Genomic DNA, 16,878 nt, shown 5'->3' on the forward strand with positions numbered 1-16,878 from the left:
CTATTACTATGATCAGCCACAAAGAACTTTTTCTGCTTAACAATGCCCAGACTTCTACCAGTCCGAATATGCTGGAAGTAGAACGTGCCGCGGGTATGTATTTGTATGATAAAAGTGGCAAGGCCTATATGGACCTGGTATCGGGTTTTGCAGTAAGCAACATCGGCCACAGGCACCCCAAAGTACTGGAAGCGATCAGGGCACAGCTGGATAAATATCTCCACCTTACTGTTTACGGAGAATTTGTACAGTCGCCCATGGTACTTTTCGCCCAAAAACTGATCAGCGTACTTCCTGAACAGCTGAACAACGTATATTTTGTGAATTCAGGAACCGAAGCTACCGAAGGGGCGCTGAAACTGGCAAAACGTTATACCGGAAGATCAGGTATCATCTCCTGTCACCATGCCTATCACGGCAGTACCCATGGTGCGCTGAGCGTAATGGGCAACGAATATTTTAAACAGAAGTACCGTCCGCTGCTTCCTGATGTCAGCTTTATGACTTTCGGAAAGGAAGACGACCTTTCGCTGATCAGCACCAGCACTGCTTGTGTGATTATGGAAACTGTTCAGGGGGAGGCAGGGATCAGGGTAGCTTCTGCTGAATATATGGAGAAACTGAGGGCACGCTGCACAGCAACGGGCACCTTGCTTATTCTTGATGAAATACAGGCGGCTTTCGGCCGTACAGGTAAATTATTTGCATTTGAACATTATGGAATAGTACCGGATATACTGCTCCTTGCAAAAGCATTGGGCGGGGGAATGCCAATCGGCGCTTTCATCGCCAACAGAGAGGTGATGGGTGTCCTGAAGGAAAATCCCATTCTCGGCCATATCACTACTTTTGGCGGGCACCCGGTGTCCAGTGTGGCAGGACTGGCGAGCCTGAATGTGATTTTGGAAGAAGAACTGGTAAAAGATGTGGATGCAAAAGGCAGCCTGTTCAGGTCACTGCTTGTTCATCCGCTGATCAGGGAGGTCAGGGGAATCGGACTGATGATGTGTATACAGCTGGACAGTTTTGAGCAGGTAGAGAGGGTCAGCAAACTTTGTGCTGCTGATGGCGTGGTGATCGACTGGTTCCTGCACTGTGAAACGGCCCTGAGGATAGCTCCGCCACTGATCATCACTGAAGAGGAGATCAAAAAGGCTTCTGCGGTCATATTGAAGGCACTTGACGCATTGAGTTAACTTATCCAATTACTCTTTCCGGCTTCAGGGAAGTATGCAGGTTCGACATAAATCTGATCCAGGTCTGTGCTAACTCCGGGTTTAGGGCCGAAATATCGAACTTACCTCAGACCTGCGCGCAAGCGCATACGGATCAGCATACACGGCGCAATATCACCACGTGCATACCATAGGGGCTAGGAAGAGAAATAAAGTAGATTAAGAGGCCAGCTGGAAATACACTTTATCGATCAGATCCCCGATGTTAAATGGTTTTGGCAGAAAATCATTAGGGCCGAAGTCCTGATGCTGAGCCGCTTCAGCTCCCTGCTGTCCTGAAATCAGGATGATGGGAATATGTTTTAACTCAGTGTTTTCTTTGATTGACCTGCAGATTTCTCTTCCGTCAAATCCGTCAAGCAGCACATCCATTAAGATGAGGTCAGGCTTTTCTTTGCTGATTACTTTTATGGCATCCTGCCCGCTCGAAAATGTCATCAGGTCCCAGTCTACAAAATCAAGTACAGATTCCATCGCCGTTAAGATGTCCTGATCATCATCAAAAATTACTATTTTTTTATTCATTCTTCTTTCTTTTTACCTAATCGTTATACAACGAATACTATGCCAATACAATGCGCTGTGAATGTAACATTTTGAAAGGCATTGATCATAAGCAGATAACAGGAAAATCATCCATCCGTTGCAGACTGGTGTAAGTTGTGCTATATTTATCGGCAACGCTGACCACAATTAAAATTCATAATGCAGGAAATACGCTGGATACTTATACTTGAAATAGTTTACACACTTGCAATCATCGCTACCTGCCTGCGCATTATCTACGATACCCGCTCAACAACGAAAACGCTGGCATATCTGATGCTCACGGTCTTTCTTCCCATTTTGGGCATTGTTATTTATTTCTGTATTGGTACAAACTACCGCAAGCGCAAATTATACAGCAAAAAGATCGTGCTGGATGAGCAGATGCAGCTGAGGATCAGGGAACAGGTCTATCTGGAATCAAAGAAAATCTGGGATACCGTACCCGATGAAATCCTTAAATACCAGAAGCTTGCACAGCTGCTGCTGAATGATGGCATGAGCTACCTTACGGGGAATAATAAAGTGCAAGTACTGCTGAACGGAGAGCAGAAATTCCCTGAAGTATTACGATGCCTGCGGGAAGCGAAGGATCATATTCATATTGAATATTACATTTTTGAAGATGATCACATTGGCAACGCCATCAAAGATATACTGATTGAAAAGGCGAAGTCGGGCGTCAGGGTGAGATTGATCTATGACGATTTTGGCAGCCGCAGCATCAGAAAAAACGTGATCACGGAATTGCGGGAAGCAGGGGTGGAGGCCTATCCCTTTTACAGGATCTTATTCATTGCACTCGCCAACCGGATCAACTACCGCAACCACCGCAAGATCATTGTAATTGACGGCCATATAGGTTTTACCGGCGGCATCAATGTAAGTGACAGGTACATCAACACGGAGGAAAATAAGGATCAGGTGTTTTGGAGGGATACACATGTAAAGATCACCGGTACCGGGGCTTTCTACCTGCAATACCTGTTTATATGCGACTGGAACTTTTGTGCGGACGAAGCCCTGAAAGTTGAACCCGGATTTTTTTATGAACCCAAAGAAAACGGAGGGGATGCAGTAGTTCAGATTGCTGCGAGTGGACCCGATTCGGATAATCCGACCATTTTATTTTCACTGATCCAGGCTATAGGCATGGCCGAAGAGGAGATCCTGATCACCACACCGTACTTTATACCGGGTGAAAGCCTGCTTGACGCCATGACTGTTGCCGCCCTGAGTGGGGTAAGGGTAGTCTTGCTGGTGCCGGATAAATCAGATTCAAGGATGGTGGCCGCTGCCGCCCGCTCCTTTTACAGTGAACTGCTGGCTGCAGGAGTGGAAATCTACCAGTACGAGAAAGGATTCATTCACGCAAAAACTATGGTGTCAGACCAGCAGCTGTCCGTCATCGGAACCGCAAATATGGACAACAGGAGCTTTGAACTGAACTTTGAAGTGAATGCCGTCATCTATGATAACGATACGGCGGAGGAGATGACAAGGATATTTTACCAGGACCTTAAAGTGTCCAGGAAAATTGATGCTGCAGAATGGGAAAAAAGACCCTTATACAAACAGCTGCCCGAAAAATTAGCCCGGCTATTATCGCCGTTACTGTAATCTGGAAAGTTATGCTCAGCAGCACTGCTGTCATCAGAATGCTGCTGAGCTTTAATTCATTATTTGAAGACGTATTTGTTCCTGATATACTGCTCAACTTCTTCAGCAGCAGTTGTGCCCGAATTCTTTACCGCCAGCTGTAACAGTTCCGGGGTTATGCCGAACTTCTTGGACCAGTATTCTACATCATAATATTCCTGCAGGTTGATCCATTTCCTGTCTTTCAATCTCATTTCATCTCTGTCGTAATAGCTGTGTCGGAGCATAATCAATAAATATTAAATGGTTTTAGTGAATATCTTATAACAATACTTATGCCTAAATGTAACAGATAGTTTTCCGTTTTACTATCCCTAATATATTATTTTTTTGTTAAAATAAAAAATCGCTTCGTGATCGCAGACAATACTGGGTTAACCTATTGTTAATACTGGAAGTCGTCCTTTGCAGCAGGCAGATCTCATCAATTTTCTGCCCGAATTTTATCATGATATCTGTTTACCATCGAATTTACGGCAAATCTATCCTCACGGTTTTTTTGCTGTGCAGCATCCTGAACGGGCTATCTGCTGCCGGGGATCCTGCACCAGCACTTCAGCACACGCTGGAGCTGAGCAAGAGTTATCCCGATTCTGCTTTTTTGATTTTGAAGAAGTTACACCATGATGCCCTGCTTAAAAACGATAAACGGGCGATCGGCATCTGCCTGAAGCAAATGGGAGAGATCTGTTATTCACAGGGACATTATGCCCAGGCATTGGAATACCATCAGCAGGCTAACCGGATCTTTGGTCAGCTCCACGAAAAGAGCCTGCTGGCTGACAACTATAATGATCTGGGGATTATCTATTACCAGAATATGGACAGGAAATCTTCCCGCAGGCAGTACGACCAGGCGATGCGCTTGTATAAGGAAATCAACGATAAGGTCGGCTTAGGCGAGACCTACGGGAATATCGGCCACTTATATGAGAAACAACAGCGTTACGACAGCGCGTTTTATTATCAGCGGAAAGCCTTAACAGCATACAGCTTTGCAGATCATAAAGGCGGTATGGGAAAGATTTACGAAAACCTGGGCAGTATTTTCGAAGACCTGGCACGTTATGACTCTGCCAGGGTTTATTTTGATCAATCGCTCGTATTATACAATGCAGTGAACAACCAGGTGTCAAGCATAGAAGTGATCAATAACATTGGTGATATCCTGCGGAAAACCGGTAATTACAGTGCAGGCCTGCTGTATTCCAGAAAAGCACTGCAAATGTCTGTCGAAACCAAAAATGAATATCAGCAGGCTTCAGCCTACAGGGATATCGCTAAATCCATGAACCTGCTGGGAAAAAATGACAGCGCTTATCATTATATGGAGCTGAGCAGAAAATACCTGCTCAATATTTATTCTGACCAGAATAACCGTCAGATGTCTTTTCTTCAGATCATTTATGATACGGATAAGAAGAATGACGAGATCGCGCGATTGGAGAATGCACACAAGGTAAATATGATCATCAGCGTTTCGGTTGTGGTGGTGATCCTGCTGCTGGTGGTCATGGGACTGCTCACCATCTCCAGGCAGCGTCTTAAACTCAGGGAGAATATCGCCATCGTGGAAAAGAATGAACAGCTGAATCTCGCACAGCAGGAACAGCTGGAACTGAAGAGCAGGGAGCTCACCACCCATACCCTGCAGGTGATCCAGCATAACCAGTTCCTCGAAAGCATGCGCAGTAAACTGGATGAGATGATCAACGAAGACAAGCGCGACCAGAAAAAACAGCTGCAGCAACTGGTCAGGCAGATTAACCAGAACATTAATCACGACCAGCAGTGGAAAGATTTTACGATGGTCTTCGAACAATTACACCAGTCGTTTTTTGATAACCTCAAATCCTATTGCGAAGACCTGACAGTAAATGACATCCGCCTGATTGCCTTACTGAAAATGAACATGAGCTCGAAGGATATGGCCGCAATATTTGGGATCTCACAAGATAGCCTGAGGGTTTCAAGATACCGGCTCAGAAAAAAACTGAACATCGCCGAAGGGGACAACCTCAGCTCCTTTATCCAGACCATCTGATGTCTTTTGCTGGGTTAACAATTTCTTAATGTTACGCTAACTGAATGATAATGGCGGTTATGTTATTTGCAAATCACTGTATAACAGGTTTTTACCGGATAAATGTATACGCTGTATGCGCTTTGTATACAGCTGTGGTAACGGTGTTTACGTTTTGTACACGCCGGTTTCTTGACCGCTGCAAAATGATCCTACACATTTGCAGCAGCGTTGTAAAAAACAATCAGCGCTCAAAAACTAATTAAAAAATGAAACCAATTCTAAAAACGATTTTCTGCTTATTCTTAAGCATTACTGTAGCTAAGGCCAGTAATATTAAAGGGCATGTGTATGATCAGAAAACGGGGGAGCCAATGGTAGGCGCTTCTGTCAGACTGGAAAACACTGATAAAGCTGTACTAACCGGTCTTGACGGCTCTTTCGAGTTCAAAAAGGTCAGTGCCGGACCCGCTACCTTAAGGGTATCTTACATTAGTTACAAGACTTTTAGTAAACAAATCGTGGTGCTGAAAGAGGACAATCCATCGCTTAACGTTTATTTATCAGAACAGGGCGGAAATGATTTGAGTGAGATCTCCATCTCAGCGAAACATGACGGCGCAACGGAAAACACAGCCAGGAGACTGGAGCAGAAATCTATACAGGTGATGAACGTAGTTTCAGGCCGTGCGATGGAAATCTCTCCCGATCTGACTGTGGCTAATGCCATTCAGCGTGTTTCGGGTGTTTCCGTAGAAAGAAGTAACAACGGTGATGGACAGTATGCCATCCTGAGGGGAATGGATAAACGTTACAATTATACGCTGGTAAACGGCATTAAGATCCCGAGTCCGGATAATAAATTCAGGTATGTACCGCTGGATATCTTTCCGGTTGAGCTGCTGGAAAGGCTGGAGATCTATAAATCACTGACGCCAAATATGGAAGGTGATGCTGTTGGTGGTGTAGTGAATATGGTGATGAAAAATGCACCTGCAAAACTACAGATCAATGCCAACCTGGCTTCGGGTTACAGCCAGATGTTCTTCGACCGTAAGTTCCTGGGTTTTGACGCAGGTTCAGTAAATTATAAATCTCCCTATGAGATCAATGGCAGGAGCTATAATGCAAAACCTTCAGACTTTTCTACCGCAACGGTTGATTATAAAGAGAAACAGCCTGCACCTAACGTTGTCGGCGGCCTCTCCATTGGTCAGCGTTTCCTGAATAACAAACTCGGGGTGATCGTTGCCGGAAGCTACCAGAATACATACAGGGGAACAAATAGTACCTTCTTTAATTCTTCTGTGGTAGATGATGACAGGATCTCCAGGATCACTTCCATGGACTACCGGCAATACAGTGAGCAGCAGAAACGTTACGGACTGCACGGAAAGGTTGACTATACACTCAATGAAAACAATAAGTTCTCCTGGGTAAATTCATACGTGAACCTGACCAATATCCAGACACGTGACGTGCTGACCACAAATTTCTCCAATGCAGATTATAACCCTGCAGCAGGTAATGCGCAGATCACTTACAATACCCGTTCAAGATTAACCGAGCAGCAGATCTACAACAGTACTTTGCATGGGGATCACATCATCATCCCGGGCAGACTGAAAGTGGACTGGTCGGCCGTCTATTCAACCGCAAAAAATGATGTTCCTGATGAAACTTCGGTTTCACTGAACGGCCTCCGTACCAATTTTAATGAAACCAGAACTACAGCTTCATCACTGACCCACAGGTGGTCGCGTAACACGGATGAAGATAAAGCAGGTTACCTGGATATTACCTATACCGCTGATATTGCAGGTATCAAGGTTGATTTTACCGGTGGTGGCCTGTACAGGGATAAACAGAGAAGCAGTTTTTATAACAACTATAACTTCAAGCCATTGGTTCCGGCCTCATTGTACGGTGTAGCATTTACAAACTATGCCGATATCGCATGGGATATCCAGAATCCGCAGGGTGCTGTGGCCAATTCACTGACCTACAACGCGTCTGAAAAAACGTCTGCAGGTTACGGAATGTTTAGTTTTAAGGTCAACAAGCTGGAGGTGACCGGCGGTGCCAGGGTTGAACATACCAACCAGGGTTACGACCTGCTGTTCCCGGCAGGGGAGGCAAACCCTGTTGGCAGCCAGCAATATACCGATCTGTTACCCAGCCTGAATTTAAAATACGGGTTAACCCACAGCCAGAACCTGAGAGCCAGCTATTTCCGCTCCCTGAACCGTCCTGGTTTTTACGAAATTGTGCCTTCCAAAGTCGTTACTGAAGAATACCAGGAACGCGGAAACCCGGATCTGAAACGTGCGATAGCCGATAACTTTGACCTGCGTTACGAGCTGTTTCCGAATAGCTCAGACCAGTTGCTGGTTGGTGCTTTCTTTAAAAACATCAAAGATCCTATTGAATATACCATCCAGGCAGACCCAACCAGGGGACAGGATCAGTTCTATTCTCCGGGAAACTTCGGCAATGCAAAAAATTACGGGTTAGAGCTGGATTATATCAAGTTCTTTAACAAATTCGGGTTTAAAGCCAACTATACCTACACACATTCGAGAATTACAACTGACAAAACGCAACGGATCAGAAATGCGGTTTCGGGTGATGTGCAAACGATCATTGTTCAGCAATCCAGACCCCTGTACGGGCAGGCTGCGCATATCGGAAACTTGTCCCTGCTGTACAAAGACACTAAACATGGCTGGGATGCACAACTCGCAGGATCCTATACAGGGGAGCGGATCAATACGATCTCTCAGTTTGTAGACAATGACCTGTGGCAGAAAGGATTTATCCAGATGGATGCGTCGGTAGAGAAAAAATTCAAAAACAACCTGAGTATTTTTATTAAAGCCGGGAACTTGTTGAATACACCTACAGAATTATTTATCAAGGGAACAAATACAGAAAATGCGGGATTGCCTCAGCAAGAGGCTGGCAGTAACGAAACACTGATCAGAAAAGATTTTTACGAACAGACCTATTTATTGGGCATACGGTACAAGTTATAATTTAAGCAAAAGATAAACGCTATGAAGATAAAAGTATTACTACTCTGTGCCGCAATGACGGCCGCAGTATTCACAGGTTGTGAAAAAGCAAATGTTGATGTGGACACTTCGCCTGTCCCGACCAATACCAGTGGTCTTTCCGGTGAAGTTTACGGAATATGGACCAAAGGAAGTGTGATCCGTGTAACGGGTGACATCATTGTTCCGGTGAATAAGTCGCTCACCATTGAAGAAGGCGTTCTTGTGATCATGGATACACTGACAAGGCCTGAGATCATCCTGAACGGGAATTTATATTCCTTAGGTACAGCAGCAAACCCGGTGAAATTCACCATCGAAGAGAATTACAGAAATGCAGCGCATAGCTTTGGTAAAATGTGGGGCGGTATCCTGGCCTCCAAAACCTGTACTGAATTGCTGCTGGACAATACGATCGTTGAGTATGGCGGTGCCACTACCACAGAGGCCTCTACTTCAGTAAAACTGGGTTTATACAAAGCTGTCAGCGGTGAAAACACACCGGCAATCTGGTTCTCCAACGTGAATGGTAAACTGGTGGTTGCCAACAGCACCTTCCGGCACTTTCAGGATGACTGTACCTATATTGAAGGCGGTCATATCATTTTTACAGGAAACAAATTCTACAATACAGGCCTGGTTGGCGGAGAAGGGATCAATATCAAGTCGGGATGTCTGGCAGATTTATCCTATAACCTCTTCTATTCAACCAATACCAATGCGTTTAAACTTTCCAATACGGGCGACCGTACGCCACAGGCACACGTGGTGGTTTACAACAACACCATGCTAAACACAGGTTGGAGAAGACCAACCGCCAAAGGTGGTTCAGTGTGGCTGGAAGCAACAGTGTATGCAGAGCTGTACAATAACCTCTTTGCCAATGCCCGTTTCGGTATAAAAAAAGACACCAAGGCACCTCAGGATGCCAGGTCAAAATTCAGCAACAATCTGTATTACGGTTATGCACAAGCCGCTGTGACCCAGTTTCAGCCCGCAGCTGATATCGTAGCAGGTACAAATGACGTCATCAGTACGGTAGTGGGTGCCAATGATCCGAAGTTTGCGAACTACCCCTTAAGCACCGCTACCTCCAACTTTACGTTCAGCGACAGCTGGGATTTTCATCTGCTGACCGGATCGGCAGCGCTGAACAAGGGAAGAAAAGATTTTGTACGTAATTTCCCTGATGGGATCACCATCAACGGAACAGTGTACGCTTCACCGGAGCCAGCTTCATACATCGGCGCTTTTGGTACAAATTAGCAACTTTTTGACATCTCCGGATCAGTCTTCCGGAGATGTTCTTTATTTTTAAATCAAATCATGTTTAAGCATAAAATTATACTGTATACACTGTTACCTCTCGTTCTTGGCGCCTGCAGCGAACACCTCGCCCCGGTACGTACCTCAGCTGTAACTGAAAATACTTTAGCCGTAAAACCGGTTGTCATCTCTGAAAAAGTAGGTTTTGATTCCGATGATCCTGCCATATGGGTTAATCCGAAGGACGCCTCAAAAAGCCTGGTCATTGGTACTGATAAGTCTGCAACCGGGGCCTTATACGTTTTTGATCTCCAGGGTAAGATACAGCATGACCTGGTGGTTAAAGGGCTCAAAAGACCCAATAATGTAGATATCGCCTACGGCCTGAAACTGAACGGCAAAGCAACCGACATTGCGGTCACTACAGAACGTTTCAGCCATCAGCTGCGCATCTATGCTTTGCCGGATATGAAACCTGTGGACGGAGGAGGCATTCCTGTATTTGAAGGGGAGACCGGTGCCGAATACCGCGACCTGATGGGCATTTCCATTTATACCGCCAAATCCGGAAAGATGTACGCGATAGTTGGCCGTAAAACAGGCCCTGCAGATGGGTCTTATCTCTGGCAGTACCTGCTGTCTGACAACGGATCCGGACAGGTGAAAGCCGAACTGGTACGTAAATTTGGTATTTACAGCGGAAAAAAGGAGATCGAATCCATTGCGGTGGACAATGAGCTGGGTTATATCTATTATTCAGATGAGCAATACGGTGTGCGCCAGTATTATGCCGATCCTGAAAAGGGCAATGAGCAGCTTGCCCAGTTTGGTACCACCGGTTTCCTGGAAGACCATGAAGGAATATCAATTTATAAGACTTCGTCGCGTAAAGGTTATATCTTAGTATCTGATCAGGGAGCCAACCGTTTCCAGATCTTTAGCAGGGAAGGAAGCCTGAAAAACCAGTTTGACCATCAGCTGCTGAAAATCGTTAAAGTGAGCGCAGGCCATAGTGATGGTTCGGATGTGGTAAATGTGCCGCTGAATGATACTTTTAAACATGGCCTGTTCGTCGTGATGAGCGATGACAGAACTTTTCATTATTACCGCTGGGAAGATATAGCCGGAACGGAACTAAAAATAAATTAATATAAAATGATAAAGAAACCGCTATTCCTGCTGTTATCACTGGCCTTACTGTTTACAGAGGCAGCTTTATCGCAGGACAAAAAAGAGCCTGGGGCAGCTACTGAGCCGGTAAGGCTGATCCGGGGACCGTACTTGCAGGTGGCAAGCAGCAGGGGTATACTGATCCGCTGGAGAACTGACGTTTCCTCGAGAAGCAGGGTGCGTTACGGTACCGACAAAGCGAAGCTCGACCAGTCGGCCGAAGATACCAAACTCCTTACCGAACATCAGGTAAAACTCAGTGGCTTAAAGCCGTATACGAAATACTTTTACAGTATCGGAGGCTTGCGCGATACCTTACAGGGTGATGAAAACAACTTTTTTGTCACACTTCCGGAGCCCGGAAAACCGGGGCATTACCGCATTGCCGCTTTAGGTGACTGTGGTGATAACTCTGTCAACCAGCGTCATGTAAAAGAACAGCTGCTGAAATACCTTGGCCCCAATGAACTGAACGCCTGGATACTTTTAGGGGATAACGCCTATCAGGACGGAACCGATTCAGAATTTCAAAGCAAGTTTTTTAATATCTATAAGAACGACCTGCTCAAGAAATACCCGTTGTTCCCTGCACCGGGAAATCACGACTATCATGATACCGACTTGAGTGCCAAACATGCGCAGGAGACCCACGAGACCGCTTATTACCAAAATTTCTCAATGCCAACAGAGGCTGAATCAGGTGGTGTGCCCTCACATACACAGGCCTTTTATTCATTTGATATCGGCAATATTCATTTTCTTTCACTTGATTCTTATGGCAAAGAGGAAAATTCCTACCGCCTGTATGATACCCTGGGCCCGCAGGTGCAGTGGATCAAAAAAGACCTGGCTGCCAATAAAAACAAAGGCTGGGTAATCGCTTTCTGGCACCATCCGCCATATACTATGGGCTCGCATAATTCAGATCAGGAAGAAGAGCTGGTAAAGATCAGGGAAAACTTTATTCAGATCATTGAACGTGCCGGGGTAGACGTAGTGCTGAATGGTCACAGCCATGGTTATGAGCGCAGTCGCCTGATGATGGGGCACTATGGTATGGAAAATACATTTGATCCTAAAAAGCATAACCTGAGTTCTTCGTCAGGAAAGAATGACGGCAGTAAGGATGCTGCACCGTATAAAAAGACCATTAAGAACAGAAAGGGAACAGTATATGTATTGAGTGGCTCCGCCGGGAAACTGGGAGGCAAGCAGGCTTCCTATCCGCATAACGCCATGTATTTCTCGGATGCAGACCACGGTGGCTCCTGTGTGCTGGATGTGCAGGACAATACGCTTGAACTGAAATGGATCTGTGCCGATGGCGTGATCCGCGACCAGTTCACGATGATGAAGGAAGCCGGTAAAAATGTTTCAAAATAAAGTTAAGATATTTATTGTTACCAGTTTATGGTTGACCATCCTCTGCATTGTCCTGGGTTTAAAAACCGGGAACAGCAGTATAGGAGTGGCCAATGCCATTGATGGCTTTAAAACAGGTACCGCAGCATTTAACAGTTCCGGACGGGAGCTGAAAACTGCGGTATCTTTATTATCAGCCAGGGACAGCAGCACGCTTATCAATGCCCGGCTCGCGTTGAAAAGGAGCCGTACGGACTATAAAAGAATAGAATTCTTTATGGATTATTTCTTTGAAAGTTCATCGCTGATCTATAACAGGCCGGCAAAAACAGAGGTCGATGAGCCTTATATGGAATACCAGGAACCCTCGGGTTTCCAGGTGATGGAAGCAATGCTGTTCGGCGAAGATCCGTTTGCGCAGCAGGCAGCCTTATTGGAACAGGCCGATTTGATTTCTTCCTCTGCTGCAGATCTGAACGCCCTGCTCTATGGCTTTGAAGGTACAGACCAGGAGGTACTGGAAAGTGTACGTTTAGCGCTGATCAAAGTAATTACCTTAAGCATTACGGGGTATGATGCCCCCGAGCTGAAAAGCGGTATAGAAGAATCCTGGCAGTCGGTCGCTGCCATCAGGCAGGTCCTGCAGCCTTATCTGAAATCCGGCATTGCTGCCGGGCAACAGTCTTCTCCAACTAACTCCCGTCCTGGTATACAGCCTGAAACGCTCAGTAAGACTATCGCAGAAACACTGGCGTATCTGAAAGCACATCCGGATTTTGACAGCTTTAACCGGATGGAGTTTTTGACCGGTTATGCGCTGCCACTGCAGGAGCAACTGGGCGGATTCATCGCTGCCCTAAACCTCGATGTGAATCACAAAAGCGCCCTCAATTACCAGGCGAAAAATATCTTCAGCCCCGATGCTATTCCTCCCGGAGCTTTCGGAGGGGCGGCCGCAAAGAATGACCTGAAGGCAGCACTGGGAAAAAGACTTTTCCGGGAGACAGCCTTATCGGGAAATTTGCAGAGGAGCTGCGCAAGTTGTCACCGTGAGCAGCAGTATTTTAGTGATGGCTTAAAAACAAGCCTGGCCTTTGACGGTAAGAATTTTGTGCAGCGGAACGCACCAACCTTGTTATATGCGGGTTTCCAGTATGCCCAGTTTTGGGATGGGCGCGTGAAAAACCTTCAGGAACAAATCCGCACAGTAATAGCTAACCCGCTTGAGATGAACGGAAATCATGCTGTGGTCATCACTGGGTTACAGCAAGACAGCGCATACCGGAAAGAATTTCTGAAAGCTTTTCCGGACAGTGCGGGAAACCCCGTCAGCATGACCAATCTCTCCGATGCGCTGGCAGCCTTTATCAGGGGTTTAGCGCCCAGGAATTCCGCTTTCGATCAGTATATAGCGGGCAATAAAACAGCAATCGATGCTGAACAAGTAAAAGGTTTCAACCTGTTTATGGGAAAGGCGCAATGTGGAAGCTGTCATTTTGCGCCTTTATTTAACGGGCTGATCCCGCCATTGTATAAACGTACTGAATATGAAATCCTGGGGACGCCTGCAAATGATGATTTTGACCGTCCGCAGCATGATCAGGACCAGGGCAGGTTTGGTTTTTTCCCGATCGAATATTACAAAGCCGCCTTCAAAACCCCTACGGTAAGAAATGCGGCGATGACGGCGCCCTATATGCACAACGGAGTATTTAAAGACCTCGAAAAAGTGGTTGAGTTTTACAACCAGGGCGGGGGAGCAGGCCTTCATATGGAGCAGCCGCAACAGACGCTTTCTGCAAAACCGCTGCATTTATCTGATGATGAAATGCATCAGATCGTAGTATTTATGCGCTCTTTAACCGATAAAATTGATCAATAATTTTACCGGGCAAGTGGTATGGAATTAAATACATGATCCGGATCAAATTTCTTCTTCACCAATTGTAATCTTTGAAGGTTGCTGCCATAGGCCTGAGAAATCTGGTTAGTGTTTTCACTGCCCAGGACATTCGGATAGCCACCCGGTAAAGAATAGGGTGCTGTCAATTCAAAATAATCATCTGCCCATTCTTTATGTATGTGACTGGTACCGGTATCTTCCGGCTCCCACTCGGTGGCAATCAGCAAAGTATAGTGGACATCCCTGATCCCGAATGCGGTTTCAGCTAAAGGCACTCTTGTAGGTTTTCCATGTAAGTAAAACAAAGTGATAATGGAGAACGGGGAGGATATCCGCGCTGCAGCAGCTGTAATACCGTCAATAACTTCAGGCAGGAGTTTCGCTATCCACCTGGTTTTTAAATAACGGTAGCGCCCGTTGCCGATATAAGGGGCGAAGGACTCCATCAATCCGAGCATACTTGATGCTGAAATCTGTTCCATAACCGGTGTACCCAGTTGCCGTATAGACTCAATTACTGGTTTTCCAACCTCAGGATCACCGTACCATGTCGGCGTTACCAAAAGGAAGATTCCGCCATCAGGCACTGTTCTGATGGATAGAAGGGTATAGAGTTCATCCGGTGCATTTTTCATCAGCTCTTCAAAGCCCCGCAATACCTTTTCGGCCTCTGCTAATGCAAACATGATAAAGCCGGACAGCACGGGTTTGGCCTCATGAAGCCTGATCTGCAGGGAAGTCACCACACCGAAATTCCCGCCGCTACCGCAGAGGGCCCACAATAAATCCGGATTTTCTGTTTGACTCGCTGTAACGAGGCTGCCATCTGCAAGGACCAATTCTGCACTGAGCAGATTATCTGTGCCCAGTCCATTTGAAGGACTGGTTAATCCATAACCTCCACCCATTGTAAAGCCCGCTACCCCGACTTCTCCGGAGGTGCCAATCACAGGTATCAGCCCGTATGCATCTGCTGCCTTAGTAAGGTCTATTGTTTTTACACCACCTCCAATCACTGCTGATTTTGCTGTTTCGTCGATTTTTATCGTATTTAACCCGGTCAGATCAATCACCAGTCCGCCGTTAATAAATGAACGGCCCTGCCAGTCGTGCCCTCCGCCGCGAACGGATAAAGGGATATTTTTTTTAACTGCCAGTACCACGGCTGCCTGAACGTCTGCTGTGTTCGCGCATAAACAGATCATTGCAGGCTCATGATCCGTCGCTGCCCATCCCTGGTAGCACTCAGCATATTTTTCATTTCCGGGCAGGATCATTTTATCTCCTAAATAATTTTCCAGTTCATCAGCTGATTTCTGGCTCCACTCTTTACCGCTCATCGTACTTAGTTTTATCGTAAAAATGAGTCGCCAAATTGCAGATCTTTTCATTTGATAGCAATCCCCTATAATGGGGAACTGACAAGCTACTGACCGCTTTATCAGAAAAGTTCCAGCTGGTCCGGGTCCGTTACCTTAGCAGATGCCGGGAGATTGCCGAAATTGCTCAGGGAGATACCCAGCAGCCTTACTTTGCTGTTCTCAAGATCTGCCCTGATGAGCAGGTCTTTCACGCCGGCAATGATGGAGAGGTAATCGCCGATAGGGGTAACGTAGGACTGGTTCCGGGTGATCTGTGTAAAATCACTGAATTTCACCTTCAGCGTCAGTGTTTTACCCTTCAGCTGGCTTTTCTCCAATCTGGCAGTTACCTTTTCCGCGATCTGTTCGAGCTCGGTAATCATTTCTTCCTGTGTGGACAGGTCTTCCTCAAAAGTATCTTCGGCACCCAGTGATTTGGTCAGCCGGTGGGGCTGTACAGGCCTTTCATCAATTCCGCGGACGATCCTGTAATAGAATTTCCCTGTTTTCCCGAATTTGGTAACCAGGTCCTGTTCGGTTAGCTGTTTCAGGTCGGCACCACTATGCAGGCCCATTTTTTTCATCCTTTCGGCCGTTACCTTTCCCACGCCAAAGAACTTTTCTACGGGCAGGTTTTCCATGAAACGCTCTATTTTTGAGGGCCCGATGAAGGTAAGCCCATCCGGTTTATTCATGTCTGAAGCAATCTTGGCGATAAACTTGTTGCTGGAAACACCTGCCGAAGCAGAGAGGTTGAGCTCATCCCTGATGGCATCTTTGATTTGTTTCGCAATTTCCAGTGCAGAGCCGATATTGAGCTTGTCTTCCGTCACATCGAGAAAAGCCTCGTCCAGTGACAGCGGTTCAATGAGGTCGGTATAACGGTTGAATATCTCCCTGATATGTACTGAAACACTTTTGTAAGCATCAAAGCGGGGCCGCACAAATATCGCTTCAGGACATAACTGAATGGCCCTCCTGGCAGACATGGCCGAATGAATGCCAAACTTACGCGCTTCATAACTTGCCGTGGCAACCACTCCGCGGCCATCGGGAGAGCCGCCTACAACGATCGGTTTTCCCCTGTACTGCGGAAAATCCCGCTGCTCAACAGCAGCATAAAACGCATCCATATCGATATGGATGATCTTTCGCTGAAGGGGTTTTGGGATCTCTGGTGTTATCATGTTACGGGCTCTTGCAAATCTCCTGATTAAACCCGGTTTTTTTATCAAATTCTATACCTATATTTGAACCTTATAAGGATTTTTGATACATACAGCTGTTTTCCCCCATATCT

At 46.2% G+C, this 16,878-nt stretch carries 12 protein-coding genes; 8 read left to right on the plus strand and 4 right to left on the minus strand.

Annotated elements, in window-relative coordinates; genetic code table 11:
• The first annotated feature begins 8 nt into the window (after window positions 1–8).
• Complete coding sequence (locus tag BLW16_RS20655; RefSeq protein ID WP_090559782.1) at window positions 9–1,196, plus strand: aspartate aminotransferase family protein; 1,188 nt, start codon at window positions 9–11, stop codon at window positions 1,194–1,196.
• Between the two features lie 198 nt (window positions 1,197–1,394).
• Here the strand turns inward: BLW16_RS20655 and BLW16_RS20660 are convergent, their stop codons facing one another.
• On the minus strand, window positions 1,395–1,760 hold the full coding sequence (locus BLW16_RS20660; RefSeq protein WP_090559783.1) for a response regulator: 366 nt from the start codon (window positions 1,758–1,760) through the stop codon (window positions 1,395–1,397).
• Window positions 1,761–1,940: 180 nt separating this feature from the next.
• Here BLW16_RS20660 and cls point away from each other — a divergent pair, with 180 nt between their 5' ends.
• Window positions 1,941–3,401, plus strand: a complete 1,461-nt coding sequence (gene cls, locus BLW16_RS20665) for a cardiolipin synthase (protein WP_175470670.1) — start codon at window positions 1,941–1,943, stop codon at window positions 3,399–3,401.
• Between the two features lie 59 nt (window positions 3,402–3,460).
• Here the strand turns inward: cls and BLW16_RS20670 are convergent, their stop codons facing one another.
• The gene (locus BLW16_RS20670) at window positions 3,461–3,667 is read right to left on the minus strand and encodes a DUF3606 domain-containing protein (RefSeq protein WP_090559784.1); all 207 of its coding nucleotides are present in this window, start codon (window positions 3,665–3,667) and stop codon (window positions 3,461–3,463) included.
• A gap of 221 nt (window positions 3,668–3,888) precedes the next feature.
• Here BLW16_RS20670 and BLW16_RS20675 point away from each other — a divergent pair, with 221 nt between their 5' ends.
• The 6 genes from BLW16_RS20675 (at window position 3,889) to BLW16_RS20700 (ending at window position 14,196) form a co-directional block, all read left to right on the plus strand.
• On the plus strand, window positions 3,889–5,484 hold the full coding sequence (locus BLW16_RS20675) for a tetratricopeptide repeat protein (protein ID WP_090559785.1): 1,596 nt from the start codon (window positions 3,889–3,891) through the stop codon (window positions 5,482–5,484).
• Window positions 5,485–5,732: 248 nt separating this feature from the next.
• Complete coding sequence (locus tag BLW16_RS20680; protein WP_090559786.1) at window positions 5,733–8,498, plus strand: TonB-dependent receptor; 2,766 nt, start codon at window positions 5,733–5,735, stop codon at window positions 8,496–8,498.
• Between the two features lie 21 nt (window positions 8,499–8,519).
• Window positions 8,520–9,782, plus strand: a complete 1,263-nt coding sequence (locus BLW16_RS20685) for a right-handed parallel beta-helix repeat-containing protein (RefSeq protein WP_090559787.1) — start codon at window positions 8,520–8,522, stop codon at window positions 9,780–9,782.
• Between the two features lie 60 nt (window positions 9,783–9,842).
• On the plus strand, window positions 9,843–10,931 hold the full coding sequence (locus BLW16_RS20690) for a phytase (protein ID WP_090559788.1): 1,089 nt from the start codon (window positions 9,843–9,845) through the stop codon (window positions 10,929–10,931).
• Between the two features lie 6 nt (window positions 10,932–10,937).
• Window positions 10,938–12,335, plus strand: a complete 1,398-nt coding sequence (locus BLW16_RS20695; protein ID WP_090559789.1) for a purple acid phosphatase family protein — start codon at window positions 10,938–10,940, stop codon at window positions 12,333–12,335.
• A complete protein-coding gene (locus BLW16_RS20700; RefSeq protein ID WP_090559790.1) occupies window positions 12,322–14,196 on the plus strand; it encodes a cytochrome-c peroxidase in 1,875 nt (624 codons plus the stop codon). Before BLW16_RS20695 ends, BLW16_RS20700 begins: the two co-directional genes overlap by 14 nt.
• Before the next feature lie 2 nt (window positions 14,197–14,198).
• Here BLW16_RS20700 and BLW16_RS20705 read toward each other — a convergent pair whose 3' ends face one another.
• Window positions 14,199–15,557 carry an FAD-binding oxidoreductase gene (locus BLW16_RS20705; protein ID WP_175470671.1) on the minus strand — a complete coding sequence of 453 codons (1,359 nt, stop codon included), beginning with the start codon at window positions 15,555–15,557 and terminating at the stop codon, window positions 14,199–14,201.
• A gap of 101 nt (window positions 15,558–15,658) precedes the next feature.
• On the minus strand, window positions 15,659–16,765 hold the full coding sequence (dinB, locus tag BLW16_RS20710; protein WP_090559791.1) for a DNA polymerase IV: 1,107 nt from the start codon (window positions 16,763–16,765) through the stop codon (window positions 15,659–15,661).
• Between the last annotated feature and the right edge of the window lie 113 nt (window positions 16,766–16,878).

The sequence above is a fragment of the Pedobacter hartonius genome (assembly GCF_900107535.1).
In the GTDB taxonomy this organism is placed as follows: domain Bacteria; phylum Bacteroidota; class Bacteroidia; order Sphingobacteriales; family Sphingobacteriaceae; genus Pedobacter; species Pedobacter hartonius.